The 26,114-nt window shown below is 70.7% G+C and carries 22 protein-coding genes; 9 read left to right on the top strand and 13 right to left on the bottom strand.

All coding sequences use genetic code 11. The features are described from left to right. The first annotated feature begins 15 nt into the window (after positions 1 to 15). From queA to secF, 5 genes are all read left to right on the top strand, one after another. On the top strand, positions 16 to 1,101 hold the full coding sequence (queA, locus tag ACX9TP_RS30510; protein WP_482974155.1) for a tRNA preQ1(34) S-adenosylmethionine ribosyltransferase-isomerase QueA: 1,086 nt from the start codon (positions 16 to 18) through the stop codon (positions 1,099 to 1,101). 5 nt (positions 1,102 to 1,106) lie between these two features. Next, complete coding sequence (gene tgt / locus ACX9TP_RS30505; RefSeq protein ID WP_482974154.1) at positions 1,107 to 2,300, top strand: tRNA guanosine(34) transglycosylase Tgt; 1,194 nt, start codon at positions 1,107 to 1,109, stop codon at positions 2,298 to 2,300. Positions 2,301 to 2,442: 142 nt separating this feature from the next. Continuing rightward, the gene (gene yajC, locus ACX9TP_RS30500; protein WP_482974153.1) at positions 2,443 to 2,796 is read left to right on the top strand and encodes a preprotein translocase subunit YajC; all 354 of its coding nucleotides are present in this window, start codon (positions 2,443 to 2,445) and stop codon (positions 2,794 to 2,796) included. Then, a complete protein-coding gene (gene secD, locus ACX9TP_RS30495) occupies positions 2,796 to 4,568 on the top strand; it encodes a protein translocase subunit SecD (RefSeq protein WP_482974152.1) in 1,773 nt (590 codons plus the stop codon). The genes yajC and secD overlap by 1 nt, the downstream gene beginning before the upstream one ends. 27 nt (positions 4,569 to 4,595) lie before the next feature. Continuing rightward, positions 4,596 to 5,762, top strand: coding sequence for a protein translocase subunit SecF (gene secF / locus ACX9TP_RS30490; RefSeq protein ID WP_482974151.1), 1,167 nt, complete (start codon positions 4,596 to 4,598; stop codon positions 5,760 to 5,762). A gap of 78 nt (positions 5,763 to 5,840) precedes the next feature. On the opposite strand, the gene ACX9TP_RS30485 is transcribed toward secF, so the two are convergent. Beyond that, positions 5,841 to 6,434: an outer membrane beta-barrel protein gene (locus tag ACX9TP_RS30485; protein WP_482974150.1), complete on the bottom strand. Its 594-nt coding sequence runs from the start codon at positions 6,432 to 6,434 to the stop codon at positions 5,841 to 5,843. A gap of 226 nt (positions 6,435 to 6,660) precedes the next feature. Between ACX9TP_RS30485 and recJ the strand changes: the two genes are divergently transcribed. After that, positions 6,661 to 8,373: a single-stranded-DNA-specific exonuclease RecJ gene (recJ, locus tag ACX9TP_RS30480; protein WP_482974149.1), complete on the top strand. Its 1,713-nt coding sequence runs from the start codon at positions 6,661 to 6,663 to the stop codon at positions 8,371 to 8,373. A gap of 43 nt (positions 8,374 to 8,416) precedes the next feature. Here recJ and ACX9TP_RS30475 read toward each other — a convergent pair whose 3' ends face one another. The 4 genes from ACX9TP_RS30475 to ACX9TP_RS30460 all read right to left on the bottom strand — a co-directional run bounded on the left by ACX9TP_RS30475 (position 8,417) and on the right by ACX9TP_RS30460 (position 12,052). Next, the gene (locus ACX9TP_RS30475; RefSeq protein ID WP_482974148.1) at positions 8,417 to 8,644 is read right to left on the bottom strand and encodes a YHS domain-containing protein; all 228 of its coding nucleotides are present in this window, start codon (positions 8,642 to 8,644) and stop codon (positions 8,417 to 8,419) included. A 182-nt stretch (positions 8,645 to 8,826) separates the two neighbouring features. Beyond that, complete coding sequence (locus ACX9TP_RS30470) at positions 8,827 to 9,588, bottom strand: hypothetical protein (RefSeq protein WP_482974147.1); 762 nt, start codon at positions 9,586 to 9,588, stop codon at positions 8,827 to 8,829. A gap of 14 nt (positions 9,589 to 9,602) precedes the next feature. Continuing rightward, positions 9,603 to 10,889, bottom strand: a complete 1,287-nt coding sequence (locus ACX9TP_RS30465; RefSeq protein ID WP_482974146.1) for a hypothetical protein — start codon at positions 10,887 to 10,889, stop codon at positions 9,603 to 9,605. A gap of 23 nt (positions 10,890 to 10,912) precedes the next feature. Further along, positions 10,913 to 12,052, bottom strand: coding sequence for a hypothetical protein (locus tag ACX9TP_RS30460; protein ID WP_482974145.1), 1,140 nt, complete (start codon positions 12,050 to 12,052; stop codon positions 10,913 to 10,915). Between the two features lie 190 nt (positions 12,053 to 12,242). On the opposite strand from ACX9TP_RS30460, the gene aspS reads away from it, so the two are divergent. Continuing rightward, positions 12,243 to 14,060 (top strand): aspartate--tRNA ligase, encoded by a 1,818-nt coding sequence (gene aspS, locus ACX9TP_RS30455; RefSeq protein ID WP_482974144.1) that lies wholly within the window; start codon positions 12,243 to 12,245, stop codon positions 14,058 to 14,060. 52 nt (positions 14,061 to 14,112) lie between these two features. On the opposite strand, the gene ACX9TP_RS30450 is transcribed toward aspS, so the two are convergent. Continuing rightward, positions 14,113 to 15,516 carry an aminotransferase-like domain-containing protein gene (locus ACX9TP_RS30450; protein ID WP_482974143.1) on the bottom strand — a complete coding sequence of 468 codons (1,404 nt, stop codon included), beginning with the start codon at positions 15,514 to 15,516 and terminating at the stop codon, positions 14,113 to 14,115. A gap of 131 nt (positions 15,517 to 15,647) precedes the next feature. On the opposite strand from ACX9TP_RS30450, the gene ACX9TP_RS30445 reads away from it, so the two are divergent. Continuing rightward, positions 15,648 to 16,535: a PhzF family phenazine biosynthesis protein gene (locus tag ACX9TP_RS30445; RefSeq protein ID WP_482974142.1), complete on the top strand. Its 888-nt coding sequence runs from the start codon at positions 15,648 to 15,650 to the stop codon at positions 16,533 to 16,535. A gap of 113 nt (positions 16,536 to 16,648) precedes the next feature. On the opposite strand, the gene ACX9TP_RS30440 is transcribed toward ACX9TP_RS30445, so the two are convergent. Beyond that, a complete protein-coding gene (locus ACX9TP_RS30440; protein WP_482974141.1) occupies positions 16,649 to 17,476 on the bottom strand; it encodes a PAS domain-containing protein in 828 nt (275 codons plus the stop codon). Between the two features lie 100 nt (positions 17,477 to 17,576). On the opposite strand from ACX9TP_RS30440, the gene ACX9TP_RS30435 reads away from it, so the two are divergent. Then, positions 17,577 to 19,811, top strand: a complete 2,235-nt coding sequence (locus ACX9TP_RS30435; RefSeq protein ID WP_482974140.1) for a M9 family metallopeptidase — start codon at positions 17,577 to 17,579, stop codon at positions 19,809 to 19,811. A 50-nt stretch (positions 19,812 to 19,861) separates the two neighbouring features. Here the strand turns inward: ACX9TP_RS30435 and ACX9TP_RS30430 are convergent, their stop codons facing one another. The 6 genes from ACX9TP_RS30430 to ACX9TP_RS30405 are packed head-to-tail and all read right to left on the bottom strand — an operon-like array spanning position 19,862 to position 25,914. Beyond that, entirely contained in the window at positions 19,862 to 21,430 is a 1,569-nt protein-coding gene (locus ACX9TP_RS30430; RefSeq protein WP_482974139.1) for an aldehyde dehydrogenase (NADP(+)), read from the bottom strand. 23 nt (positions 21,431 to 21,453) lie between these two features. After that, complete coding sequence (locus ACX9TP_RS30425) at positions 21,454 to 22,344, bottom strand: dihydrodipicolinate synthase family protein (protein ID WP_482974138.1); 891 nt, start codon at positions 22,342 to 22,344, stop codon at positions 21,454 to 21,456. Continuing rightward, the gene (locus ACX9TP_RS30420; protein WP_482974137.1) at positions 22,341 to 23,618 is read right to left on the bottom strand and encodes an FAD-dependent oxidoreductase; all 1,278 of its coding nucleotides are present in this window, start codon (positions 23,616 to 23,618) and stop codon (positions 22,341 to 22,343) included. Before ACX9TP_RS30420 ends, ACX9TP_RS30425 begins: the two co-directional genes overlap by 4 nt. Then, positions 23,611 to 23,871: a (2Fe-2S)-binding protein gene (locus tag ACX9TP_RS30415; RefSeq protein ID WP_482974136.1), complete on the bottom strand. Its 261-nt coding sequence runs from the start codon at positions 23,869 to 23,871 to the stop codon at positions 23,611 to 23,613. Before ACX9TP_RS30415 ends, ACX9TP_RS30420 begins: the two co-directional genes overlap by 8 nt. Then, on the bottom strand, positions 23,864 to 24,982 hold the full coding sequence (locus ACX9TP_RS30410) for an NAD(P)/FAD-dependent oxidoreductase (RefSeq protein ID WP_482974135.1): 1,119 nt from the start codon (positions 24,980 to 24,982) through the stop codon (positions 23,864 to 23,866). The genes ACX9TP_RS30415 and ACX9TP_RS30410 overlap by 8 nt, the downstream gene beginning before the upstream one ends. Further along, positions 24,979 to 25,914 carry a 4-hydroxyproline epimerase gene (locus ACX9TP_RS30405; protein WP_482974134.1) on the bottom strand — a complete coding sequence of 312 codons (936 nt, stop codon included), beginning with the start codon at positions 25,912 to 25,914 and terminating at the stop codon, positions 24,979 to 24,981. The genes ACX9TP_RS30410 and ACX9TP_RS30405 overlap by 4 nt, the downstream gene beginning before the upstream one ends. Positions 25,915 to 26,114 lie beyond the last annotated feature (200 nt).

Genomic DNA, 26,114 nt, shown 5'->3' with positions numbered 1-26,114 from the left:
ACAAGCGCCAGCCCCGTGTCGTCACGCCTCTCCGACTACGACTTCGAGCTTCCCGAATCCCAAATCGCCCAGGCGCCCCTGGCCGAGCGGGATGCCTCGCGCCTGCTGACCGTGAGCCGCGCCTCCGGCGCCCGGGCACACCGCCGCTTCACCGACCTGCCGGAGCTGCTGCGCGAGGGCGACCTGCTCGTCCTCAACGACGCCCGCGTCATCCCCGCGCGCCTGCTGGGCCAGAAGGCCGGCACCGGCGGCCGCGTGGAGCTGCTCGTGGTGCGCCCCGCCGCCGCCACCCTCACTTCGGCCGCGCTCGGCGGCGCCCCCGAGTCGCTCGAGTGGATCTGCCTGGGCCAGGCCTCCAAGGGGCTCAAGCCCTCCCAGCGGCTGAGCTTCGCGGGCGGCCTGGAGGCGGAGGTGCTGGGCGCGCTCGGAGGCGGGGAGTACCGCGTGCGCTTCCACGCGCCCCCGGGCGCCTCGCTGGCGTCGCTGCTGGATGCGGCCGGGCGCCTGCCGCTGCCGCCCTACATCACCCGGGAGCCCGACGCCGCGGACGCCGAGCGCTACCAGACGGTGTACGCGCGCGCCTCCGGCGCCGTGGCCGCGCCCACCGCGGGCCTGCACTTCACCCAGGGCCTCTTCGCCACCCTGGAGGCGAAGGGCGTGCGGCGCGCGTTGGTGACGCTGGACGTGGGGCCGGGCACCTTCCTGCCGGTGCGCGAGGAGGAGCTCGACAGGCACCACATGCACCCGGAGCGCTTCACCGTGCCCGAGGCCACCGCGCGCGAAGTCAACGCGGCCCATGCGGAGGGCCGGCGCGTGGTGGCGGTGGGCACCACGGTGGTGCGCACGCTGGAGTCCGCCACGGACCCCGAGACGGGCCTGCTGCGCGAGGGCCCCGGCGAGACGACGCTCTTCATCCGCCCCGGCTTCCGCTTCCGCCAGGTGGACGCGCTGCTCACCAACTTCCACCTCCCGCGCTCCACGCTGGTGGTGCTGGTGAGCGCCCTGCTGGGCCGCGAGCGCACCCTGGAGACCTACGCGGAGGCGGTGCGCGAGGGCTACCGGTTCTTCAGTTACGGCGACGCCATGCTGGTGTCGGAGTGAGCACCATGGACGAGCAGCAGGCAGCACAGCGCGGCGAGAAGGGCGACACGCGGGTGGCACCGGGCATGGTGCGCTTCGAGCTGCTCCACGAGGACACCGGCACGAAGGCGCGCCGCGGCCGGCTGCACACGCCGCACGGCCCCGTGGAGACGCCCATCTTCATGCCCGTGGGCACCGTGGGCAGCGTCAAGGGCGTGGGGCCGGATGACCTGCTCACGCTCGACGCGCAGATCATCCTCGGCAACACCTACCACCTGATGCTCCGTCCCGGAGAGGCGCTGGTGGGGGAGCTGGGCGGCCTGCACCGCTTCGTCTCCTGGAACCGGCCCATGCTCACCGACAGCGGCGGCTTCCAGGTCTTCAGCCTGTCGGAGAAGCGCAAAATCACGGAGGAGGGCGCCGCCTTCCAGTCGCACCTGGACGGCGCGCGGCACTTCCTCACGCCCGAGCGCTCCATCGACATCCAGGAGACGCTGGGGGCCGACGTCATCATGGCCTTCGACGAGTGCCCGCCCTCCACCGAGGACCGCGCCTACCTGGAGAAGTCCCTGGCGCGCACCACCCGCTGGCTGCACCGGTGCGTGAAGGCGTGGAGCCGCGAGCGCTCCTCCCTCTTCGGCATCGTCCAGGGCGGGCTCCACGAGGACCTGCGCAAGCGCCACGCCGAGGAGGTGTGCGCGGTGGACCTGCCCGGCTACGCGCTGGGCGGCTACTCCGTGGGCGAGGCCCCCGAGGCCATGCACGCGGGCGTGGCGTACTCGGCGCCGCTGTTGCCCCGCGACAAGCCCCGCTACCTCATGGGCGTGGGCACCCCCGTGGACCTGGTCACCTGCGTGGAGCACGGGGTGGACATGTTCGACTGTGTGCTCCCCACCCGTTGCGCACGCAACGGCCTGCTCTTCACCTCGGAGGGCAAGCTCGTCATCCGCAATGCGTCATACGCGAAGGACCCCAGGCCGGTGGACCCTGCGTGTGCCTGCTACACCTGCCGCAATTTCAGCAGGGCCTACCTCCGCCACCTCTTCGCCGCCGGGGAAATCCTGGCCATGCGGCTCAACACCATCCACAACCTCCACTACTTCCTGGGTTTGATGGCGGACGTGCGGCGGGCCATCGCGGAAGACAGGTTCGCCCCCTTCGCCCGCGAATTCCGCGAGCGTGCCCGGGCCCAGGAAACCGAGCGGACCCGTGGCCGCTGAGCGGGCGGAGGGATTGCCGGGGTTCCCGCGTTCACTTGCTCACATGGGGCCCCCTTGCTAAGAGGGCCCCCTTTCGGATGGGTTCCTCGGGCAGTGTGGGGGGGCGCCCATCCCGAGCCTTCCTCAACCGACGAGGCAGTCTGTGGCTGAGAGCTTTCTGATTCTGGCGCAGGCCGGGGCCGGCGGTAACCCGTTCGGCACCATGGCCTTCCTGGTCGCGCTGGTGGCGATCATGTACTTCATCATGATCCGCCCCCAGCAGAAGCAGCTGAAGGAGCATCGTGCGCTGCTGGGCGCGCTGAAGAAGGGGGATGAGGTCGTCACCTCGGGCGGAATGCTCGGGAAGATCCACCTCGTCGATGAGCGGACCGTGACGCTGGAAGTGGCCAGCGGCGTGCGCATCCGCGTGCTCAAGACGTCCATCAGCGCCAAGGGCGCTGTGGCGGAAGGCGCGCCGGTGGTGGCGGCCGAAGAGAAGAAGAAGGAGGAGAAGTAATGAACCGCGGCTGGTGGTGGAAATTCGGACTCATTGTCGCGGTGACGCTGGGGACCCTCTGGTTCCTCATCCCGACCTATTACTCGCTCGTCGTCATGCCGCGCGATCAGCGCAACAACCTGGCCCTGCTCGAGGAGCGGATGCCGGCGTGGGCGCCTCCCGCGAAGTACCGCCTCAACCTGGGGCTGGACCTGCAGGGCGGCATCCACATGGTGATGCGCGTCGACACCAAGACGGCGCTGCAGAAGCGCACCGAGCGCCGCGGCCAGCAGATTGCCGCCTACGTCAATGACAAGAAGATTGGCGAGGTGACGGCGGATACGGACCCGGAGAAGCTCCAGCTCACCCTGACGGCCAAGGACCCGGCGACGATGGACGCCATCGAGAAGGAGGTCCTGGCCACCTTCACGGACTTCAAGCGCGTCAGCCGCGACGGCGCGACGCTGGTGCTGGAGCCGGACGAGGGCCAGACGAACTTCTTCCGCGAGGACGCGGTCAACCAGGCGATGCTCGTCATCCGCCGCCGCATCGACAAGTGGGGCGTGGCCGAGGTCGACGTGCGCAAGCTGGGCACGGACTCCATCCAGATCTCCCTGCCGGGCCGCAGCAACCCGGAGCAGGCCAAGGAGCTGGTGGGCACCACCGCGCAGCTCGAGTTCCGGATGGTGGACGACACCAACCCGCAGTTCTTCGCGCAGATGTTCCAGACGACGCCCCCGCCGGAGGGCAGCAACATCACCCTGACGCAGGAGGGCGGCTTCCCGCAGCTCGAGTCCCCCTCGCGCGAGGCGCTGCTGACCTACACCAAGGACAAGACGCCGGACAACCGCCAGGTGCTCACCGAGTGCATGCCCAACCCGGTGAAGAAGAACGAGTGCGCTTCGTACCGCAGCTACCTGGTGGAGCAGAACGTGCCGCTGACGGGCGAGAGCCTGGCCGGCGCGGACGCGTCGCTCAACCAGCTCAACGAGCCCGAGGTGAACCTGGCGTTCGACCCGGCGGGCGCGCGTGAGTTCGAGAAGCTGACCGAGGCGGGCGTGGGCCGGCGCATGGCCATCGTCCTGGACGACAACGTCCACACGGCGCCCAACATCAACGAGAAGATTGGGGGCGGCCGGGCCCGCATCACCATGGGCCGCATGGGCGCGCGCTCCTTCGAGGAGTGGCTGGGCGAGGCGCAGACGCTGGCGCTGGTGCTGAAGGCGGGCGCGCTGCCGGCGCCGGTGACGGTCGGCGAAATCCGTCAGGTCGGCGCCAGCCTGGGTGACGAGCTCATCCGCAAGGGCGGCCTGGCGGCGCTGCTGGGCATGAGCCTGGTGCTGCTGTTCATGGGCATCTACTACAAGCGAGCGGGCGTCATCGCGAACATCGCGCTCGTGCTCAACGGCCTGCTCATCCTGGCGGGGCTGGCGTTCTTCAACGCCACGCTGACGCTGCCGGGCATCGCCGGCTTCGTGCTGACGCTGGGCGTGGCGGTGGATGCGAACGTGCTCATCAACGAGCGCATCCGCGAGGAGCTGGGCCACGGCAAGAGCGCCCGGGCCGCGGTGGACCAGGGTTATGACCGCGCGTTCTGGACCATCTTCGACGCGCACGTGACGGCGCTCATCGCCGCGTTCATCCTGTTCTTCACGGGCACCGGTCCGGTGCGGGGCTTCGCCACCACGCTCATCATCGGCCTGCTGGCTTCGCTGTTCACGTCCATCGTGGTGACGCGCACCATCATGACCTACTTCATCCACGGTCGTAACGCGCAGACGGTGTCGGTCTAACCGGCCGCCGCACGGGAACGAACTGCCATGCAGATTCTCAAGAACAAGACGAACATCGACTTCATCGGCAAGCGCAAGCCGGCCGTGTTCCTGTCCACCGTCATCAACCTGCTGATCATCATCGGCATCGCCGCGTTCGGGTTCAACCTGGGCGTGGACTTCGCCGGCGGCACGGTGGTGGAGCTGAAGTACGACCATCCCATCAGCGCGGAGGAGGTCCGCAAGCGCGCCCAGCAGGGCGGCCTCGAGGACGTCAGCGTGCAGAACATCGGCAGCGCGGACGAGAACTCGTTCCTGCTGCGCATGGGCGGCGTCACGCAGCTCAACGAGAAGAACGCGGCCAACGCCCAGACGGCAATCGAGGGCCTGGGCAGCGTGCGCAACGTCTACGCGGACCTGGCCAACGGCATCATCAACTTCCGCTCGTCCACCGCGCTGACCCCGGACGCCATCAAGAAGGCGGTCGAGGGCAGCGGCACCGGCGTGCAGGAGGTCCGCGAGCTGGGTGAGTCCCAGGGCGGCGGCTTCGACTACCAGGTGGTGGCCAGCGGCATGGCCGACAAGGTGACCCAGGCGCTGAGCCAGGGCCTGGAGAAGCCGGACTTCGAGCAACGCCGCGTGGACTACGTGGGCCCGCAGGTGGGCAAGCAGCTGCGCAACCGCGGCATCATGGCGCTGGTGTACTCCATGGTCGCCATCCTCATCTACGTGGCGTTCCGCTTCGACTTCAAGTTCGGTCCGGGCGCGCTGCTGGCCATGGTGCACGACGTCATCATGGTGGCGGGCTACTACCTGGTGAGCCGGCGCGAGTTCAACCTGACGTCGATTGCGGCGCTGCTGACCGTCGTCGGCTACTCGGTGAACGACACCATCGTCATCTACGACCGCATCCGCGAGGACATGGCCAAGTTCCAGGGCAAGCCCTTCGCCGAGGTCATCAACATCGCCATCAACGACACGGTGGGCCGCACCATCCTCACGTCCCTCACCACGGCGCTGTCGCTGGTGGGTCTGCTCATCTTCGGCGTGGGGGAAATCTTCGACTTCGCCATGGCGATGCTCGTCGGCATCTTCGTGGGCGTGTACTCGACCATCTACATCGCCAGCCCGCTGACCATCTGGCTGGACGAGCGCGCCGCAGCGAAGGTCGCCCGGCAGGGTGGCGGCATCGACGGCCACCCGAAGACGGCCTGAGCTTCCACCCGCCATTGGGGTGACACGACGAGGGCCCTCCTCCCGCTGTGGGAGGCAGGGCCCTCGGTGTTTCGCGCGCTAGAAGCGGGCGCCCAGCGTGAAGGAGGCGTCCAGCAGGCCGCCGCTTTCGTCTTCCAGGGGCTGCGCGGCGAAGTCCTCGCTCAGGAGGACGCGGTACGTGGCGCGCACGCCCGCGGTGAGGCCGCCGCTGTTGAACTCGACGCCGGCCGCCAGGGGCACCTCCTGCATCGTGTCCGACTCGTAGAGGTCCGCGCCCGTGCCCCGCACGTCCACGTAGGACATGCCCACGCCCGCGCCCACGAAGGGGCGGATGGACGTGAGGAAGGGCGGGGACACCTTGAGGAGCGCGCTGCCACCCTGGCGCACGAGGGACGGCTCCTCCAGGAGGCGGAGGTCGCTGACGCCGTTCTGCGAGCCCTCGTAGCCCAGTTCGAAGCCGAGGAACGTGGTGGGCTGCACGTTGAGGGTCAGGCCCCACGCGGGGCCGGTGCTCGTCAGCTCACCCAGGTCTCCGGTGAAGTCGCCCACGCCGCCGCGCAGGAACACGTTGACGTCTCCGAGCTTGCCTTCCTTGCGCTCCTGGGCCGCGGCCGTGCCCGCGCTCGCGAGGGCCAGGGCCACCGCACCCGCGATGATGCCTCTTGGAAGCATTCCGTCCTCCTGTCAGGTGTGTGCGGTTCAAGCTGTGCACCGCTCGCCCGGTGCGAAGGGGAGGGGCAGGCAGGAGGGCAGGCGCATGCCTGCACACGCGTTCAGGAAGGGAAAGGTCGTGCCCAAGGTTGACCTTTCCTCGTCAGACGTCTGAGGTACTGTCTGCCTGTCAAGAATTCGTCCCGGTATCCGCCCCGTTGGGGAGGACCGAGGAGGAGCGCAACGCGTGCGGTGGTTGCTTCCAGACGTGGTCGAGGAGGAGGTGGCGTCCCTGGCGGGGGAGCTGTCGCTGCACCCGCTCGCGGCGAAGGTGCTGCTGCACCGTGGCTACCGCACCCCGGAGTCCGCTGCCGCGTTCCTGTCCGACAAGCTGGCGGACCTGCCGGACCCGTTCCGGATGAAGGGCATGCCCGCCGCGGTGGAGCGCCTCACCCGGGCCCTGCGCACGCGGGAGAAGGTGACGCTGTACGGGGACTACGACGTGGATGGGGTGTGCTCCACCTCGCTGCTCTACCTGTTCCTCAAGGAGCTGGGCGCCCCACCGGCCACGTACATCCCCCACCGCCTGGACGAGGGCTACGGCCTCAACCTGGCCGCGGTGGAGCGCATCGCCGCGGACGGCACGCGGGTGCTGGTGACGCTCGACTGCGGCATCACCTCCGTGGCGGAAATCACCCGCGCGAAGGAGCTGGGCCTGGACGTGGTGGTGGTGGACCACCACACGGTGCCGCCCACGCTGCCCCCGGCGGTGGCGGTGCTCAACCCCCACCAGCCCGGCTGTGAGTACCCCACCAAGGCGCTGTGCGCCGCGGGCGTGGCCTTCAACTTCTGCATGGGCCTGCGCAAGCGGCTGCGCGACGACGGCTTCTTCGCCACCCGCAAGGAGCCCAACCTCCGCTCCATGATGGACCTGGTCGCCATGGCCACCGTGGCGGACGTGGTGCCCCTGACGGGCGCCAACCGCATCCTCGTGTCCCACGGCCTCCAGGAGCTGGGCGCCGGCCGCCGCCCGGGCGTGCGCGCCCTCAAGGAAGTGGCGGGCATGGACCCCGACGCCTCCGTCACCGCCGGCCAGGTGGGCTTCCGGCTCGGGCCCCGCATCAACGCCGCGGGCCGGCTGCATGACGCGTCGCTGGGCCTGCAGCTGCTCACCTCGGAGTCGCCGGAGACGGCGCGCTCGCTGGCGGCGGTGCTGGACCGCGCCAACGCGGAGCGCCAGGGAATCGAAAGCCACATCCTCACGCAGGCGCTGGCGCAGGCGGAGTCGCTCAAGCACGCGCGCGGCTTCGTGCTCTACGACGAGGGCTGGCACCCGGGCGTCATCGGCATCGTCGCGTCGCGCGTGGTGGAGCGCTACTACCGGCCCACCGTCATGGTGGGCGTGAAGGACGGGGTGGGGAAGGGCTCGGCGCGCAGCATCGAGGCCTTCCACCTCTACGACGCGCTCAGCGGCTGCTCGGAGCTGATGACGCGCTTCGGCGGCCACAAGCACGCCGCCGGGCTCACCATCGACGCGGACCGGCTGCCGGCCTTCCGGGAGGCCTTCGAGAAGATTGCCTTCCAGCGCCTCACGCCGGAGGACCTCATCCCCCGGTGCAAGGTGGACGCGGTGGTGCACGCGCACGAGCTGGACGCGCACGCCGTGGAGTCGCTCCAGCGCCTGGGGCCCTTCGGCCAGGGCAACCCGGAGCCGGTGCTGGTGCTGCGCCGGCAGGTGGCCCGCCCGCGCGTGCTGCAGCCCAAGTCGGGCATGGGCAGCGGCCACCTCAAGCTCGCCCTCGCGGACGCGCCGGAGCTGGACGCCATCGGCTTCAACATGGCGGACCGCGTGACGCTGGTGGAGGGGCCCGTGGACCTGGCCTTCCAGGCCGGCTTCGACACGTTCCGCGGTCAGCGCAAGCTGTCGCTGCGCCTCAAGGACGTCCGCAGGGCGGCGTGAGTGGGACGCTTCCGGGGCCGCCGTTCCGGGCGGCCTGAAAGGCTCAGGCCAGCCCCCAGCGCACCCGGCCCGGCGTCATCAGCGCGCCGACGCGGGCCAGCTCGTTGAGCCGGAAGCGCTCCGCCTGACGCTCGAAGGCGTGACGGCACCGCTCCGAGCAGAAGAAGTACCGGCGCTTCTTGTACTCCGACGTCGGCCGGCCCTCCGGTGTGTCCAGCTCCTTGCCACACACCGGATCCCAGTGCTGCCCCTGCCCCTGAACGCTTTTCATCACTCGCCTCCCCGCCCCAGGGAGCTCGCGCTCCCACCCGTGAGGATGGATAAGCACGACGCGTGCCGTTGCCCATCTCCTTGGAACGCCAAGAAGGCCGGGCCGGCGGAGGGCCGGGAGGGTGAATAATTTTCCGCAGCCGCTCCCGGCCTCCAGGCAGGGAGCGGCCGGCGGAGTGTTCTTCAGAAGGCGGTGCCGAGGCTGCCGCCGAGGAAGAAGTCGTTCATGTAGCCCCGGCGGAAGGCCATGGCCTCCAGACGGAAGGCGAGGCGCAGGTTGCTGGTGGACGAAATCTTCGGGCGGCCGCGGAAGCCCACGCCGCCCTGGAGCACGGGCTTGATTCCGTTCACCTTCGTCTCCTCCGCGTCCACGGTGATGGAGGTGGCCTGGTAGGCCACGCCGCCGCCGGCCTGGGCGAAGAAGCCGAAGTCCGACTTGCCCAGCTTCAGCTCGTAGGCCGGGGCGACGGTGAAGTAGTGGACGCGGGTGTCACCGGTGATGAACGACGTGCCGTCGCTGATGCTGCCGTACGTCCAGCGGAGGTCCGCCCAGAGGGCCTCGCGCAGGTCCTCGTTGTCGAGGATGCGGCCGTACTCCCAGGTGGCGCGCACGCCGAGCCCCAGGCGCGTCTCGGCGAACTCGCCGCGGGAGCTGTCCAGCAGCAGGGCGCCGGCGAGCAGCTCCACCGCCACGCCCATGTTGGGGTCGTCCAGGCCGGAGAGGGCCTTGAAGTCCCCGTCCTCGCCCTCCTGCTCGGCGACGCGGCGGAAGTCGTCCGTCTCGTCGACATTCTGTTTCTTGCGGCGCTCGTAGTCGTCGTCCGCGTCGTTGGAGCGGGCGGGCTCCTCGTCGGGGTAGGCGTACGGGTCGTCGTCGTCCTGCGCGAGCGCGGGCGTGGAAAGTGCGAGGCCACCCAGGAGGCAGCGTACGAGCCAGGTCTTCACGGAGTGGGTCCTCATCATTCGGGGGGAAGCGGAGGGCAGGTGGTGCCGGGGGCGGAGCTGGCCGGGCACAGGTTGGGGTTGCCGGTGCCCACGAGCAGCTCCCGGGGAATCTGGAGGTGGTCCATCAGCTCGTTGCAGACGGCCTCCTTCAGCTTCAGGTCGGTGACGTGGGTGATGATGGCGCCGGCGGCCACGGCCAGGGTGAACTTGCCCTGGTCGTTGATGTGCGTCTGCGCCAGCTGCCGCAGGCCGGGCGTGCTCAGGTTGGTATCGTCGTAGGCGGCGACAATCGCGCGCAGCAGCACCTCGCGCTGTCCCTGGCCCTCGCCCGCCTGGTAGAGCGCGCTCGCGAGCAGGGTGCCCACCAGGTACTCGTTGCCGCTGAACTCGCCCAGCCCGTCGTTGCGCAGCTTCGCGCGCAGCCCCTCCGTCATGCAGCGGTCCGAGCGGGACAAATCCCTGTCGCGCGCAATCTGGTCATACGGGGCGTCGTGGAAGGACGTGGAGAAGAACTTCGCGTCACACCCCTTGGTGGAGCGGCAGGTGGTGCCGTACGCGTGGTAGTCGGCCAGGCCCTCGTCGAAGGACTTGAGGATGTTGGCGCCCGGGCTGGGGTTGGCGGAGGACCAGAGCGACAGCGCCTGGGGGAAGGGCTGGCCGCCGTAGACCTTCAGGTTGAAGACGCGGTGCGAGTACTCGTGCGCGATGATGCCGGCGTTGATGGCGAGCGGGGCGCGCTGGAGCTGGTCGAACGGCAGCACCAGGAACGCCTCCATCACCGAGAAGTAGAGCGCGTTGTCGAGCAGCGGGTCCTTGTCGGTGTCGGCGAGGATGAACTCGGGGAAGTAGTAGGTGGTGACGGGCTTCTTGAAGTCCGCCGCGGGGATGTTGCCCACCGTCTGGAAGTAGTCGAAGGCGCGCTCGAGGTTGTAGTACGCCGTCACCATGTTCCAGGTGTGGAAGTCCGCCGGCCACAGGACGCCGCCCTGGTTGATGTAGCTGGCGGTGACGTCGTGGCCCTCCTCCTTGAGCAGGGCGTTGACGAACGCCTCCGGCGTGGTGGCGGACTGGAGGTCCTCGTCGCTGGAGTCGAAGACGATGCGGGCGCCGCCACGGAAGTCGGCGACCGTGCCATTGAGGCTGACGATGTCGGTGACCGTCTTGAGCTCGACGTCCTGGGGGACGTACTCGCCGTTGGTGTTGAGCACCAGGGCGCTGACCTTGACGGGGGCGCTCGATTCGGGCGCACAGCCGACGGCCAGTCCCAGCGTGGCGGTGGCGGCAATGACTGTTCGGAGCATGACGCCGTTTTACCCCGGACCGCTCAGAACGTGTATTCCCCCCCGACAGTGAAGAGCCCGGAGCGGACCCGGGAGGGCTCCCCGGGGGCGTCTCCCCCTTGCGAGCCCTCCACGGCCTCCAGGCGGTCCTGCTGCAATGCCACCGAGGCCCACACCCGCGCCACCTCCCCCAGGCGCACCGTCCAGCGGGTGGCCAGCACGTGGGACAGGCCCTCGCCGGACACGTACCGCGTGAGGGCGTAGGACAGCTGCCCCCGGACGGCCCGGCCGGGGCGCCAGGTGACGGAGGGCTTGAAGTCGAAGCGCGAGGGGGCCGTGGGGATGCCCGTGGTGGCGTTGAGGTCCGACACGCGCTGCGCCACCCCGGAGCCCAGGTCGCGGTTGATGCGCGTGCGCAGGCCCAGCAGGGCGCGGCGGGCCTCGAGGGCGTTCTCGAAGCGGCGGGTGAGGTCCGCCGTCTCCTCGTCGGTGAACTGGCCGGCGGTGAGCGGGTCCTCGCTGTAGAGGGTGAGGCCGGCGCGCAGGCCCACCTCCCAGCGCGCCCCCAGCAGCAGCCGGCCGCCCACGGAGGGCCGGGCCACCCAGAGCAGGTCCTCGCGGGCGTAGCGCAGGGTGCCGTTGCGGGTGGGGACGACGATTTCGCGGCTCAGCGGGTAGCGGGTGAGGGACAGGCCCGCGTCCAGGCCGTACTCCACGTCGGAGAAACCCGCCGAGTCGTACGCCGCGGACAACAGCAGCGCCTGGCTGGAGTAGCCGGTGCGCGCGTCCACGGAGGGCAGGTTGAGCCTCGGCCGCTCGGGGGACAGCGCGGTGAGCGTGCTCTTGGGCAGGCCCACGCTCGCCGTGGCGGCCACCAGCCAGTGCCCGGCCAGCACGTGGTCCACGCCCACGGAGAGCTGGTGCGTGGCCGAGGTGCCGGACTCGGGCCGGGCGGCGGTGTAGCCCAGCGTGAGGAAGGTGGTCTCCTCGTGCAGCGCCACGTCGCCCAGCAGACTCCAGGCGCGGTAGTCGCGGCCGGCGCTGACCTCGAGGGAGGCGGTGACGTCCCGTCCTTCCGCGCTCGCGGGCCGCGCCACCAGCACGGAGGCGACGAGCGCGAGCAGGACGAGGCTCCGCCCGGGCCGGCGCGGCGCGTGGGGCTCGGCGGTGGATTCCCCCTGCATGGCAGCAGCAACACGCGGAGGCTCCCGAAGTTGCGGGCCGGCCGGGCGGGCACCGGGAGCGTCAGGAATCGCTCCTGAATCCGACCGTTTGAGAGGAGTCAGGTGTGCGCGGATTCCTTGACGCATCGTTTCCACGCTCCGTATGGTGCCGCGCTTTCCCTCACTACGAAACCAGCAGGCGGTCCTGTCCATGGCGGTCCCGTTCATCTCCGAGGTCAAGCGTACCCACAACTGCGGCCAGCTCACGGCCGCCAACGTCGGCGAGGAGGTCGTCCTCTTCGGCTGGGTGCACAACCGCCGGGACCACGGCGGCGCGGTCTTCATCGACCTGCGAGACCGGGAGGGGCTCACCCAGGTGGTGTTCGAGCCTGACTCCGCCGAGGCCCACGCGCTGGCCGGCAGCCTCCGCCTGGAGTTCTGCATCGGCGTGCGCGGCAAGGTGGTGTCGCGCGGCAAGAACGTGAATCCGAAGATGAAGACGGGTGAAATCGAGGTCAAGGCGACCGACCTCACCATCTTCAACCGCTCGGAGCCCACGCCGTTCCCCATCGAGGACAGCATCGACACCTCGGAGGAGAAGCGGCTGGCGCACCGCTACCTGGACCTGCGCCGCGCGCCCCTGCAGAAGTCGCTGATGACGCGCTCGAAGATGAACGCGCTCACGCGCTCGTTCATGCACCAGAACGGCTTCCTGGAGCTGGAGACGCCGTTCATGGGCAAGTACACGCCCGGCGGTGCGCGCAACTTCCTCGTCCCCAGCCGAATGAATCCGGGCAAGTTCTACGCGCTCGCGGAGAGCCCGCAGCTCTACAAGCAGCTGTTCATGGTGGCCGGCTTCGACCGGTACTTCCAGATCGTCAAGTGCTTCCGCGACGAGGACCTGCGCGTCGACCGGCAGCCGGAGTTCACGCAAATCGACGTGGAGATGAGCTTCGTCACGCAGGACGACATCTTCACCATCATCGAAGGGCTGCTGAAGAAGCTGTGGGGCGAGGTGCTGGGCATCGACATCCCCACGCCCTTCCTGCGCATGGACTTCTACGAGTCCATGGCGAAGTACGGCAACGACAAGCCGGACCTGCGCTTCGGGCTGGAGCACACGGTGCTCACGGACCTGATTCGCGAGCACGGTGAGGCCGGCGGCGTGCCGATGATGTTCGAGGCGGTGCAGAACAAGGGCATCGTCAAGGCGATGGTCATCCCCGTGGCGAAGGCGATGAGCCGCGCGGAGAGCGACAAGCTGGAGGAGTTCGCGAAGCAGGCGGGCGCCAAGGGCCTGGCGCGCGCGAAGGTGGGCGAGGGCGGTGAGTGGACCCAGTCGCCGCTGTCGAAGACGATTTCCCCCGCGCTGCGGACGGCCATCAACCAGGCCGTGGGCGCGAAGACGGGCGACCTCATCCTGTTCCAGTTCGGGAAGGAGGCGCTGGTGCACACGGTGATGGCGAACCTGCGTGTGCACGTGGCGAAGAAGCTCGGGCTGATTCCGGAGTACGGCAGCGGCGGCCAGTGGAACTTCCTGTGGGTGGTGAACCCGCCCCTGTTCGAGTTCGACGAGGAGACGAACACCTGGGCGGCGGCGCACCACGCCTTCACGCGGCCGCACGACGCGGACGTGGACTTCCTGCTCACGGACCCGGGCCGGGTGAAGTGCCACCGCTACGACGTGGTGCTCAACGGCTTCGAGATTGGCGGTGGCTCCATCCGCCTCCATGACCCGAAGGTGCAGGCGCAGGTGTTCAAGGCGCTGGGCATCAGCGACGAGGAGGCCCAGACGAAGTTCGGCTTCCTGCTGGACGCGCTGAAGTACGGCGCGCCCCCGCACGGTGGCATCGCCCTGGGCATGGACCGGCTCGCCTTCCTGCTGACCAACGCCGAGTCCCTGCGCGACGTGATTCCGTTCCCCAAGACGAAGACGGGCACGGACCAGATGACGGGCGCCCCCGGCGAGGTGGACGACCGGCAGCTGAAGGAGCTGCACGTGCGGCCCGTGCCGCCGCCGCAGAAGTAGCAGTCCCGTGGGAGCCGGGCGCGCGTGCGCCCGGCTTCGACGAAGGGTGCCTTCAGACGATGGACGCGAGCGGCTCCGGCCCGCCCTCCATCGTCTCGCGCAGCCTGCGCAGACCCTTCTCCAGCGAGGCGCGGGTGCGCGGTGCTCCCAGGCACACGCGCACCGCGGCTGGCGCGGTGGCCGGGCCCACGTTGAAGACCTCCGCGGGCGTGACGGACACGCCCCGCCGCCGGGCCTGCGCGGTGAAGGACTCCGCGCGCCAGCTGGCGGGAAGCTTCAGCCAGAGGTGGTAGGTGGGCGCTCGCGGCGCTTTCGGCAGCAGGTCCCCGAGCACCTCGCGCGCCAGTTCCATTCGCTCCTGGGTTTCGCGGCGGCGGCGCACCACCAGCTCGTCGGCGGTGCCGTCGTGGACCCAGCGGGCCGCGACTTCCGCCATCAGCGGCGGCGTCATCCTCACGGCCAGGGCCGCTTCCTCCGCGAGCCGCTCCGTGCCCGCTCCGGAAGGTGCCGCGAGGTAGCCGATGCGCAGCCCTGGCGCGAGCAGCTTGGACACGCCGCCGATGAACCAGCCGGACTCCGGCACCAGCGTGCATAGCGGGGGAGGGCGCTTGTCGAGCAGCAGCCCGTAGGCGTCGTCCTCCACCACCGTGAGTCCGTGCTTGCGCACCACCGCGGCGATGCGGCGGCGGCGCTCTTCGGACATCACCGTCCCCGTGGGGTTCTGGAGGTTGGGCACGCAGAAGAGGACCTTCGCGCCGGTGCGGCACGCGGCCTCCAGCGCGTCCGGCTTGAGGCCCTGCTCGTCCAGGGCCACGCCGTGGAGCCGCAGGTGCAGCCGGCTCGCGAGCACCTTCAATCCCGGGTAGGTGAGCGCCTCCGCGAGCACCGTGTCCCCCGGCTGCGTGAGGGCCGTGAGCGCCACCTCCATGGCGTGCTGCCCTCCCGAGCACACCACCACCTGCTCCGGTGACACCTCCAGGCCGAAGCGGGACAGCCACGCCGCGCCGGCCTCGCGATGCGCGAGCAGTCCCGCGTGGGGCTGGTAGTCGAGCAGCTCGGACATGCGCGGGGAGCGCTGCAGGGTGTCCAGCGTCTTGCGCAGCGCCGTGCCCGCCGGGTCTCCCGGAGGCGTGGCCGGCCAGTTGAGGCCCAGCTCAACCAGCGCGTCGTCTCCCGTGTCCGGCGCTGGGGCGGGGAGGTGGCGGGGCGCGTCCCTGTGGCGCACGAAGGTGCCCCGGCCCACCTCACCGCCGATGAGGCCCCGGCGCTCGGCCTCCGCGTAGGCGCGGGTCACCGTACCCACCGTGACGCCGACCTTCTCCGCCAGCTCGCGGTGCGTGGGCAGGCGCGTGCCCGGAGCGAGCCGTCCCTCGTCGATGTCCGCGGCCAGCGCATCCGCGATGACCCGGTACAGCGGGCCGTCCCGGCCCCGGAGCTGCGGCGTCCAGCTTGTCATGGTGACAATTCATACGGTTGACGGACGGCTGCGCGCAATGCATCCATTGTGTCGATTCTTCGCAGGAATTGTATCGGTACAATTCGCGCGCGGCGGAGCTCCGTCCGCCGCGCCAGGGAGAGGTGCACGCCATGCAGTTGACCATCGTCGATGCCTTTACGAAGACGCCGGGGGAGGGCAACCGCGCCGGCGTGGTGCTGGACGCCGCCGCACTGGACGCGGAGGCCATGCAGCACATCGCGGCCGTGGTGGGCGCGTCCGAGACGGCGTTCCTGGTCGCGCCGCCGGTGGAGGGTGTCGTCCGCCTGCGCTACTTCGCGCCCGCGAAGGAGATTCCCTTCTGCGGCCATGCCACCGTCGCCACGTTACATCTGCTAGCCGAGCGCGGACTGCTGAAGTCCCCAGGCACGTACCGGCTGGAGTGCGCGGCGGGCCCCCTGGACATCGAGCTGGAGTCCCTGGAAACGGGTGGGGCACGAGCATGGATTGTCACGCCGATGCCTCCCTGGGCGGAGGGGCCGCTGCCACTGGAGACGGTGATGCGGCTGCTGGGCGGAACGGTGGAGATGGTGGACCGCTCGTTGCCGGTGCTGCGCACGGGGTACCGGTTGGTGGTTCCGATGCGGCGCCGTGAGGACGTATGGAACCTGTCGCCACAGTCCAGGGCGCTGGCGGAGGTGCTGCGACCGCAGGGCCTGAACGGGGTGTACGTGTTCACCCGCGAGACGAAGGACGCCAGCAGCGTGGCGCACTCGCGCTACTTCCCACCGGTGATTGGCGTGGCGGAGGATCCGGTGACGGGTGCAGCGGCCGGGCCGCTCGGGATGTACCTGGCGACGCAGGGGGTGCTGACGCTGCCGGCCGGGGGCGGCACGGTGCGAGCGCGCATCGAGCAAGGGGATGCCATGGGCAAGCCGGGGCGCATCGAGGTGGAGGTGACGGGGCGGGCGGGAGCGCCCGAGCGGGCACGCATCGGCGGCGTGGCGGTGACGGTCTTCGAGGGCACGCTGCGGGCTTGAAGCGGGCAGGCCCCGGGGAAGCGAGCGCCGGATGGATTGTTCCGGGCGCATGAGGCGCGGCAGTCGTTCGGGCTCCAGGGCGCGTGGGTGACCCACGGGCTGGAGCCCGGCCGCTACTCCTTCGAGGACTTCGACCGGCTCTCCGCGTGGGATTGACGCGCGCCCTGGGGTCCTCCGGGGATGGCCATGAGCTGCCGGTACTGGCGGGGGCTCAGGCCCGTCACCTGCTTGAACTGTCGTGACAGCGCGCTCTGGTCGCAGAAGCCCACCGCCAGGGCGATGGCGGCGATGGACTGCTCCGAGTCCACCAGCCGCTCCGCCGCCGCGTCGATGCGCGTCTTCATGATGAACTGCCCGGCGGAGAGCTGGAAGATGCGCCGCATCCTCCGCTCGAACTGCGCGGCGGACATCCCGGACCGCCGCGCCAGCGCGTCGATGCGCAGTCGCTCCCCGTAGTGCGCCTGGATGTGGTCGATGGTCGCCGCGAAGCGCTCGTCCACGCGCCCCGCGCGCCCGGGCTCGTGCACATCCCTGGACAGGCAGGCGAGTCCCATCACCGCCCCCGAGGCGTCGAACAGGGGCACCTTGCTCGTCAGGCACCAGCCCGGCTTCCGGTTGTTGAAGAGCGTCAGGTCCAGGTTGTCCACCAGGGCGCGCCCCGTCCGGAACACCCGCTGGTCCTGCCGCACGTAGCGGTCCGCCATGTGACGGGGGAACAGGTCATGCGCCGTGCGGCCCACTGCCGCCGCCTTGCTGTCCAGGCCGCAGCGCTCCGCGCAGGCCTCGCTGATGCACACGTACCGCCCCCGCGTGTCCTTCACCGAGAAGACGATGTCCGGCACCCGGTCGAACAACGCCTCCGCGAAGAGCGGATTCGCCACCTGCCCCATGAAGTCCGCCCGCCAGTGCTCCAGCTCCGCGCGTGCCTTGGTGGTTTCCATACGCCCTCGCAAGGGAAAGACACAAGAATCACAGTCTTGGTCGCGACTACCTTGATTACCGCGTGAAACCCCACGCGTTCCAGTCGAGGAGCACGAAGCCATGAGTCGTCCAATCACGGATGGGTATCGCTGTCACATCGCCCTCGCAGTCTGTCTCACCCTGTTCGGAGCCGGCGCGTCCGCCCGCCCCGGCGGCCCCGCCCCCGCCGAGGTACTGAAGACACATGGAATCGACCACCCCCACCAGCGCATCCGTACCGACGAGCGCCCGCCGGACGTCTCCCCGGAGCGGCTGCGGGAGTCCCTGGTGCCGCGTGCCCCCGCACGGGCGCAGCTCGCCGCCTGTGACACGGCGGCTTTTGCCTCCGCCAGCGGCAGCGCACTCGTCACCCTGGTGAAGGGCTCCACGCAGGCCTGTGTCAACACGCTGTTCAGTGTCACGGGCACCCTGGCGGCCCAGGTGTTCGTCGAGAGCAAGATGGTCACCATCGCCAACGCGCTCACCACGAACGCGCAGACCTACACGGGAAGCAACACCGGCGGAACACTTCAGCTCATCCTCTTCCTCCGCGCCGGCTATTACGTGCAGTACTACAGCCCGGACGTCGTGGGCAGCTACGGCACGGCCCTGAAGAATGCCATCCGCCCGGCCCTGGCCGCCTTCGTGGCCAACAGCCACTTCACCGACGTCAATGACAACCACGGCAGCGTGCTGCGCGAGTTCGTCACCCTCATCGACAGCGCGGGCGAGAATGCCCTCCACCTGGGCACCTTCCGGGGGCTGCTCGACCGGTTCAACGACACGGCGCTGTCCTATTGGTACATGCGCAGCGCCACCAACAACGTGTTCGTCGGCCTGTTTCGCGGCCACTACAACGCGGACTTCGTGGCGGCGGTAAACCAGGACACGTCCATCGTCGACACGCTGAGCAGCTTCGTGAGCCGGAACGAGCACCTGCTGGGCACCGACAACCAGTTCCTCACCGTCAACGCCGCCCGCGAGCTGTCCCGCTTCCTGCAATACACGGGCGCGCTGCTGGACAAGACCCGGCCCCGGGTGAAGGCACTCATCGCCGGGCACTCCATGACGGGGCCGGGCGCGGGCGTCTGGGTGGGCACTGCGGAGATGGCGGACTACTACGACGGCGCCAACTGCGCGTACTACGGCATCTGCGACTTCCGGCGCGCGTTGGAGCAGGCCGTGCTCACGGTGTCCTACTCCTGCAGCGCCACCCTGCGCATGCGCGCCCAGGACATGACGGCCTCGCAGCTGAGCCAGAGCTGCGGCCAGCTCGCGACGCAGGAGACGTACTTCCACGACACGCTGAAGACGAACCGCGTGCCGGTGGCCGGCGACGGCAACACGGCCCTGGAGATGGTCATCTTCGACAGCAGCATGGACTACCAGACCTATGCCGGGGCCCTGTTCGGCATCGACACCAACAACGGGGGCATGTACCTGGAGGGAGACCCCGCCGCCCCGGGCAACCAGGCCCGGTTCATCGCGTACGAGGCGGAGTGGCTGCGGCCCGCCTTTGAAATCTGGAACCTGCGACACGAGTACGTCCACTACCTGGACGGCCGCTTCGACCTGAAGGGCGACTTCGGCGCCAGCATCAGCCAGCCCACCATCTGGTGGATTGAAGGCCTGGCCGAGTACGTCTCCAAGAAGAACGACAACGCCGACGCCGTGGCGCTCGGCGCGAGCAAGAGCTTCCAGCTCAGCCAGGTCTTCCGCAACGACTACAACAGCGGCACGGAGCGCGTGTACTCCTGGGGCTACCTGGCCGTGCGCTTCATGTTCGAGCGCCACGCGGACCAGGTGGGCGTCATGCTCGGCCACTTCCGCTCGGGCAACTACACCGCCTATCGCCAATACCTGGATGGAATGGGCAGCTCGCGCGACGTGGAGTTCCACCAGTGGATTGACTGCGTGGCCACCGCGACCGACCCGACCACCTGTGTCAATCCCGGTCCTGGCCCTGGCCCAAGCACGCCGCCCTGCACGGACCCCGACGTCCGCATCCTGGGCAACGGCTGCTACCGGGACAACCTGTCCTCCACCTACGAGCTGTACTTCTACCTCTGGGTGCCCTCCGGTGCGCGCAACCTGCGCGTCCAGATGAGCGGGGGCACGGGCAACGCGGACCTGTACACCCGCGCCAACCAGTGGCCGACCCTGACGGTGTACGACGCCCGGCCCTATCTGTCCGGCAACGACGAGACGGCGGTCATCTCCAGCCCGGCGACCGGCACCTGGCACTACCTGATGGTCAAGGCCCGCGCCCCCTACGCGGGCGTGAGGCTGGAGGCCCGCTTCGACACGGGGCCCTGACCCTGGGCAGGAGCGGGGCATCCCGGGAGCCACCGCGCCACCCGGGATGCTCATGCCCGCTTCAGCACGCCATCCACCGTGCGCCAGAGCTCGAGCGGGTTCGCCTCGCGCAGCTCCGCGGGCAGCAGCACCTCGGGGACGTCCTGGAAGCACACCGGCCGGACGAAGCGACGCAGGGCCCCGGTGCCCACGGCCGTGAAGCGGCCATCCGCGCTCGCGGGGTAGGGGCCGCCGTGCACCATGGAGGGACAGACCTCCACCCCCGTGGGGACGCCGTTCACCAGCACGCGGCCCACCCGGTCCGCGAGGACCGGGAGCAGCTCCGACGCCAGCGCGTGGTCTCCCGCCTCCACCATCAACGTCGCGGTGAGCTGGCCCTCCAGGCGCGAGGCCACGCGCGCCAGCTCCCGGGGCTCCCGGGCGCGGGTCAGCACCGCGCAGCTCCCGAACACCTCGTCCGTCAACGCCGCGTCCGTCAGCACCGCGCCCGCGCTCACCTCGAACAGCGCGGGCGCACCCCGGGCCTCGCTGCAATCGCCACGGAGCCACGTGCGGGTGTCCGCGCGCGCGGCGAGCCGGCCCACGCCTTCGCGGAAGCGCTCGGCGATGGCGGGCGTCAGCATGGGCACCGCGGAGACGGCGCCCAGCCGCTCCACGAGGCGGGCCCGGAAGGCCTCGTAGCCCGCGCCGTCGGCGGCTACGAGCAGCCCGGGGGAGGTGCAGAACTGGCCCGCCCCCTGGAGGATGGAAGCGGCCAGCCCGTCCGCCAGCGCCTCGGGCCGCGCGGCCAGGGCCTCGGGCAGGAGGAAGACCGGGTTGATGGAGCCCATCTCCGCGAAGACGGGGATGGGGACGGGCCGCGCGGCGGCCAGGTCCATCAGCGCCCGGCCCCCGGCGCGCGAGCCGGTGAAGCCCACGGCGCGGATGGCCGGGTGTTGCACCAGGGCCCGGCCCACCTGCGTGCCGGCGTCGAACAGGAGCGAGAACACGCCCTCCGGCAGGCCGCACGCGGCCACCGCGGCGCGCACCGCCTCGCCCGCGCGCTCGGACGTGGCCGGGTGGGCGGGGTGGGCCTTGGCGATGACGGGACAGCCCGCCGCCAGCGCGGACGCGGTGTCGCCGCCCGCGACGGAGAAGGCGAGCGGGAAGTTGCTCGCGCCGAACACCGCCACCGGCCCCACCGCGCGCAGCATGGAGCGCAGGTCCGGCCGGGGCAGGGGGCGCCGCTCGGGCAGCGCATGGTCGATGCGCGCGTCCACCCAGCTCCCCTCCTCGAGGAGGCGGGCGAACTGACGGAACTGTCCGGCGGCGCGGCCCAGCTCGCCCTGGATGCGCGCGGGGGGCAGGCCCGTCTCCCGGGGCGTGACGGCCAGGAAGTCGGCTTCGGCCGCCAGGAGCGACTCGGCGATGTGCTCCAGGAAGACGGCGCGCTGGCGCGAGGAGAGGGCCGCGAAGACGGGCGCGGCTTCTTGCGCGAGCTGGCAGGCCCGCTCCACGTCGTGCGGGTGCGCCGGGTAATAGCGGGGCTCCAGGGCCACACCGGCCGCCGGATCCCACCCGGTGAAGGGCGCACCACCGCCGGGCTCACCGCGCCCGGCGCCAATCAAGGACAATCCCATCCATTCCATGCGCGGGTCCTCGCTCAAAGGGTCGGCCGGTTCGCCAGCGCCTCTCGCAGCACGCGCAGGCACTCCTCGCGCTCGGCGCCGACCAGCTCCAGCCGGGGTGCGCGGACGCGCTCGTGGCCCCAGCCCACTTCCTGCTGCACCAGCTTGATGAGCTGGACGAACTTCGTCACGGTGTCCAACCGCAGCAGCGGCAGGAACCAGCGGTACAGCGCGAAGGCGGCGTCCTTCTTGCCGGCCAGGGCCAGCTCGAACAGGCGCACCGATTCCTCCGGGAAGGCATTCACCAGCCCCGCCACCCAGAAGCGCGCGCCCGCCTCCACGCCCTCCACCAGGCAGTCATCCACGCCCACGCCCAGGGTGAGCCTGTCTCCCAGCAGAGCGCGGATGCCGGTGACGCGCCGGGCATCCGTGGAGGACTCCTTCACCGCGGAGGCGTTGTCGAACTCGGCGGCCAGCTCGGCCAGGTGCGCCGGGGTGAAGTCCGTCCGGTAGGCCACGGGGTTGTTGTAGAGCAGGCACGGCAGCTTCGTGGCGCGGAGGACGGCGGCCACGTGGGCCTTCATCTCGCGCCAGTCGCTGGAATAGACATACGGCGGCAGCACCATCAATCCCGCGCAGCCCGCGTCCTCGGCGGCCTTCGCCAGCCGCACGGCCTCCGCGGTGGAGAGGGCGGCGATGCCCGGCACGACGGGGGCCTTCACCGCCTCCGTGCAGGTGCGCATCAGCGCGACCTTCTCCTCGAAGCTCAGCGTCGCGCCCTCGCCCAGCGAGCCGCAGGGGATGATGCCGGTACAGCCCCGCGACACGAGCCAATTCACGTGCGCGCGCACCGCGCCATGGTCGACGGACAGGTCCGCGTTGAAGGGGGTGGTGATGGCGGGAAGGACACCATTCCAGGGGCTCATGACGCTCTCTTCGGGGTGGGTGGGTTTTCAGGAGGAAGGCGGAGGCTGCCGATGCGCGCGGGCAGGCAGGGCGGGCGCACGCCCTCGGCGTCCCAGCCGAAGAGGGCCTCCGCCGCGGCGCCGCAGGTGCGGCCCTGGCAGGCGCCCATGCCCAGCCGCGCGTACAGCCGGGCCTCGCGCAAATCCCGGCAGCCCTCCAGCGCGGAGAGCGGCACGTCCTCGCAGCGGCACAGCAGCGTCTGCGGCGTGGCGAGCCGGCGCAGTTCGGGGCGTGGGGCATCGTGCCGGGCCAGCGCCTCGGCGAAGACGCGCACGCGCCCCCAGGCACTCACCAGCGCGTCCGGGACGGGTTGCTCGGAAGCGGCGAGGCCGGCCATCTCTCCGGTGACGAGGGCCTGGTCCACCCCGCCGATGCCGAGCACCTCGCCCACGGCGTGCACGCGAGGCACACGTGTCTCCAGCCGGTCGTCCACGACGACCGCGCCCCGCGACACCTCGCAGCCCAGCAGCCGCGCCAACTCCAGGTTGGGCACGAGCCCCCAGGCCGCGCCCAGGTAGTCACACGCGAGCGTTTCCTCGCGGCCGCCCACGGACATCCGGACGCTCTCGAGCCGGCGCTCGCCGCGCGCCTCCAGGACCCAGGACTCCGTCGCGGTGCGCACGCCGGCGAGCCCCGCAGACAGCACGGCGCCCTGGAGCAGCTTGTCCGGGTAGCGCCAGAGCTGGAGGGCGAAGCCCCAGTGACGCGCGGCGGGGGCCTGCTCGGCGACGAGGAGGACCTCGCCTCCGTGGGCGTGAATCGTCGCGGCGGCGGCGAGCAGCAGGGGGCCGGTGCCGGCCAGCACCACGCGGCGGCCGCGGATGGGAAGGCCGTCCTTGACGAGGACTTGCATCCCGCTGACGCCCAGCACTCCCGGCAACGTCCAGCCGGGGAAGGGCAGGAAGCGCTCCCGCGCGCCCGTGGCGAGCACCAGCCGGTCGTAGCGCACCGCGAGCGAGGACGGGCCCTCCTCGACGAGGAGCAGTCCCGGCTCGGGCGCGGCGACGACGCGAGCCCCGGGGCGGAAGCGCGCGCCGGAGGCCGCGAAGCGCGACAGCCAGCGGCGGGCGAGCCGGTTCGTGCCCTTGCGTGCCTCGCCGCGCCAGACCTGCCCACCGGGCTCCGGCTGCGCGTCCAGGACGAGCACGTCCAGGCCCGCCTCGGCGGCGCGGCACGCGGCGGCGAGCCCGCCCGGACCCGCGCCGATGACGACGAGGTCGCACACCTCACGCATCGGTGACCACCTCCAGGTCCTCGCGGCAGGGCGTGAGGCACGTCAGCACCCCGGGCACGCCGTCCACGGTGGCGCGGCACTCGTAGCAGACGCCCATGCCGCACAGCGGCCCGCGCGGGCGGCCTCCCAGGTCGCTCCGGCTGACGAAGTCTCCGGCCAGGGCGAGCGCCGCCGCTACCGAGGTGCCCGCGGGCACGGTGAAGGCGCGGCCGTTGATGCGCAAGGTGAGGGCCTTCACCACGGGCTCAGGCATGGAGCACCTCGAAGCGCGAGGGCGCATAGGGCCGGGCATCGATGGCGCTGGCGCGTCCGAGCAGCTGGTCCGCCACCAGCCGCGCGCTGCCCGTGGCGGTGGTGATGCCGAGCCCCTCGTGGCCGCAGGCGAGCCACAGCCAGGGCTTCCGAGGGTGGGGACCGAGCAGCGGCAGGCCATCCGGAGTGGCGGGGCGCAGACCCGTCCAGACGCGCAGGGCGCGCAGCGCATCGAGCCCCGGAAGGAAGTCGGCGGCGCGCTTCAGCATGCGCTCCAGGATGGCGGGCTCGACCTGGCCGCTCCCCACGCCCGGCTGGCGCGAGGAGCCCAGCAGGAGCTGTCCGGTGACTCGCGGCTGGGCGTTGAAGGCGACCGACGCGCCGTCCGAGCCGTGCGCGCTCTTGAGGTAGCCCAGCTCCACGAGCTGGTGACGCACCACCGGCGCACCGCGCTGGGTGATGAGCAGGTGTCCCTTGCGAGGGGAGACGGGCAGGTCCGGGCAGAGCCGGGGGCTGGCCACGCCCGCGGCGAGCACGACGTGGCCCGCGGCCACGACTTCGCCATTCTCCAGCACCACGCCGTCCGGGCGCAGCTCGGCCACGGGACAGCCGGGCATCAGCCGGGCTCCGCGCTGCTGGGCACGGCGCGCGAAGTGGAGCGCGGCGAGCGGCGGGTACACCACCGCATCGTCCGGGACCCGCAGCGCGCCGACGAGGTTGGGGGTGAGCGAGGGCTCCGCCTCCCGGAGCGCGGCGGCGTCCAGCACCTCGGCGCGCACGCCCGCGCCACGGTAGCTCGAGACCTTCGCGGTGATGGCGGCCTGCTCCTCCTCGTCCGCCGCGAGCCAGAGTGTTCCGCACGCGTCGTACTCGACGGCCATCGGCAGGTCGTCCCGCAGCTCGCGCCAGAGCGCCACGGACCAGGCCGTGAGCGCGAGCTCCGCCGCGTTGTCGTCCATGGCCACCAGGTGGCCCATGCCGCAGGCGGTGGTCCCCGCGCCAATGGAGCGGGCCTCCACCAGCGCCACGGACATTCCCTCCGCGCACAGCACGTCCGCGAGCGCCGCGCCGACGATGCCACCGCCGACGATGACGCAGTCGACGGCGCTCATCCGATGCCCCAGGCAAAGGGGTCCGAGTCGTCGACGAGCAGCGTGGCCTCCGCGTTCACCGACGCCGTGCCGGTGATGGTGGGCAGGATGTGGTCTCCGTCGCGCACGTAGCGCGCCTCGAAGCGGCTGCCGATGATGCTTTCCTGCACCCACGTCGCGCCTTCGGCGAGCGCGCCTTCCGCGGCGAGACAGGCCAGCTTGGCGCTCGTTCCGGTGCCGCACGGTGAGCGGTCATAGGCGAGCCCCGGACACAGGACGAAGTTGCGCGCATCCACGCCGGGCGTGGGCGAGGGCGCATACAGCTCCACGTGGTCTATCTCCGCGCCGCCGGTGCCCGTGACGCCCTGGACCGCCAGCGCGTGCTTGATGGCGGACGTGTACGTGGTGAGCGCGGGGATGTGCCGCGGCTCCAGGGGCAGGTGGTGCGCCCGGGAGAGGAAGAACCAGTTGCCACCCCAGGCGATGTCTCCGCGCACCTCGCCGTGGCCGGGGACGGAGAGGGCCACGTCATGGGCCAGCCGGTGACTGGGCACGTTGGCGATGCTCACGCGGCCATCCGGGTGCAGCGTGGCCCGGACCACGCCCACGGGAGTCTCCAGCGCGTGGACTCCGGGCTTGATGCGGCCCAGGTGCTCCAGCGTCTTCACCACGCCGATGGTGCCGTGGCCGCACATGCCCAGGTAGCCGACGTTGTTGAAGAAGATGACGCCCGCGACGCAGGAGGGGAGGGTGGGAGGGCACAGCAGCGCGCCCACCATGACGTCCGAGCCGCGAGGCTCGCAGACGATGGCCTTGCGAAAGGCGTCGAACCGCTCCCGGAAGCGCTCGCGCAGGGTCGCCATGTCGCCCGCTCCCAGCTCCGGCCCCCCGTCGGTGACGACGCGCGTGGGCTCTCCACCGGTATGGCTGTCGATGACAAGAATGCGCCGCATGCGGACCCTCTCTCCAAGCTTCTCGAAGGCTACCCTAGGTACCCTGGGGAGCGGTTTCTTGAGGGTTTCGCGCACGGCGGCGAGGGAATCGCGCAAATGCGTCGCGGCCCGGCAGTCATCGCGGGGACTTCAGGAGCTCAATGGCTCGTGGAGGCACACGGGCATGCGACCGACAGCGTCGGGCCACGGCACGTTCAGCT

This window comes from Pyxidicoccus sp. M15, from assembly GCF_056858435.1.
Note: the sequence above shows the minus strand (reverse complement) of the source record. Positions and strands in the feature narration are given on the sequence as shown.

Coding starts and splice junctions, on each gene's coding strand:
- ACX9TP_RS30430 (WP_482974139.1), bottom strand. CDS start 21,430: ATGGGATTGTCCTTGATTGGCGCCGGGCGCGGTGAGCCCGGCGGTGGT.
- ACX9TP_RS30425 (WP_482974138.1), bottom strand. CDS start 22,344: ATGAGCCCCTGGAATGGTGTCCTTCCCGCCATCACCACCCCCTTCAAC.
- ACX9TP_RS30485 (WP_482974150.1), bottom strand. CDS start 6,434: ATGCTTCCAAGAGGCATCATCGCGGGTGCGGTGGCCCTGGCCCTCGCG.
- ACX9TP_RS30450 (WP_482974143.1), bottom strand. CDS start 15,516: ATGACAAGCTGGACGCCGCAGCTCCGGGGCCGGGACGGCCCGCTGTAC.
- tgt (WP_482974154.1), top strand. CDS start 1,107: ATGGACGAGCAGCAGGCAGCACAGCGCGGCGAGAAGGGCGACACGCGG.
- ACX9TP_RS30440 (WP_482974141.1), bottom strand. CDS start 17,476: ATGGAAACCACCAAGGCACGCGCGGAGCTGGAGCACTGGCGGGCGGAC.
- ACX9TP_RS30415 (WP_482974136.1), bottom strand. CDS start 23,871: ATGCCTGAGCCCGTGGTGAAGGCCCTCACCTTGCGCATCAACGGCCGC.
- aspS (WP_482974144.1), top strand. CDS start 12,243: ATGGCGGTCCCGTTCATCTCCGAGGTCAAGCGTACCCACAACTGCGGC.
- ACX9TP_RS30405 (WP_482974134.1), bottom strand. CDS start 25,914: ATGCGGCGCATTCTTGTCATCGACAGCCATACCGGTGGAGAGCCCACG.
- secD (WP_482974152.1), top strand. CDS start 2,796: ATGAACCGCGGCTGGTGGTGGAAATTCGGACTCATTGTCGCGGTGACG.
- ACX9TP_RS30475 (WP_482974148.1), bottom strand. CDS start 8,644: ATGAAAAGCGTTCAGGGGCAGGGGCAGCACTGGGATCCGGTGTGTGGC.
- ACX9TP_RS30445 (WP_482974142.1), top strand. CDS start 15,648: ATGCAGTTGACCATCGTCGATGCCTTTACGAAGACGCCGGGGGAGGGC.
- ACX9TP_RS30460 (WP_482974145.1), bottom strand. CDS start 12,052: ATGCAGGGGGAATCCACCGCCGAGCCCCACGCGCCGCGCCGGCCCGGG.
- ACX9TP_RS30410 (WP_482974135.1), bottom strand. CDS start 24,982: ATGAGCGCCGTCGACTGCGTCATCGTCGGCGGTGGCATCGTCGGCGCG.
- secF (WP_482974151.1), top strand. CDS start 4,596: ATGCAGATTCTCAAGAACAAGACGAACATCGACTTCATCGGCAAGCGC.
- ACX9TP_RS30420 (WP_482974137.1), bottom strand. CDS start 23,618: ATGCGTGAGGTGTGCGACCTCGTCGTCATCGGCGCGGGTCCGGGCGGG.
- ACX9TP_RS30465 (WP_482974146.1), bottom strand. CDS start 10,889: ATGCTCCGAACAGTCATTGCCGCCACCGCCACGCTGGGACTGGCCGTC.
- ACX9TP_RS30435 (WP_482974140.1), top strand. CDS start 17,577: ATGAGTCGTCCAATCACGGATGGGTATCGCTGTCACATCGCCCTCGCA.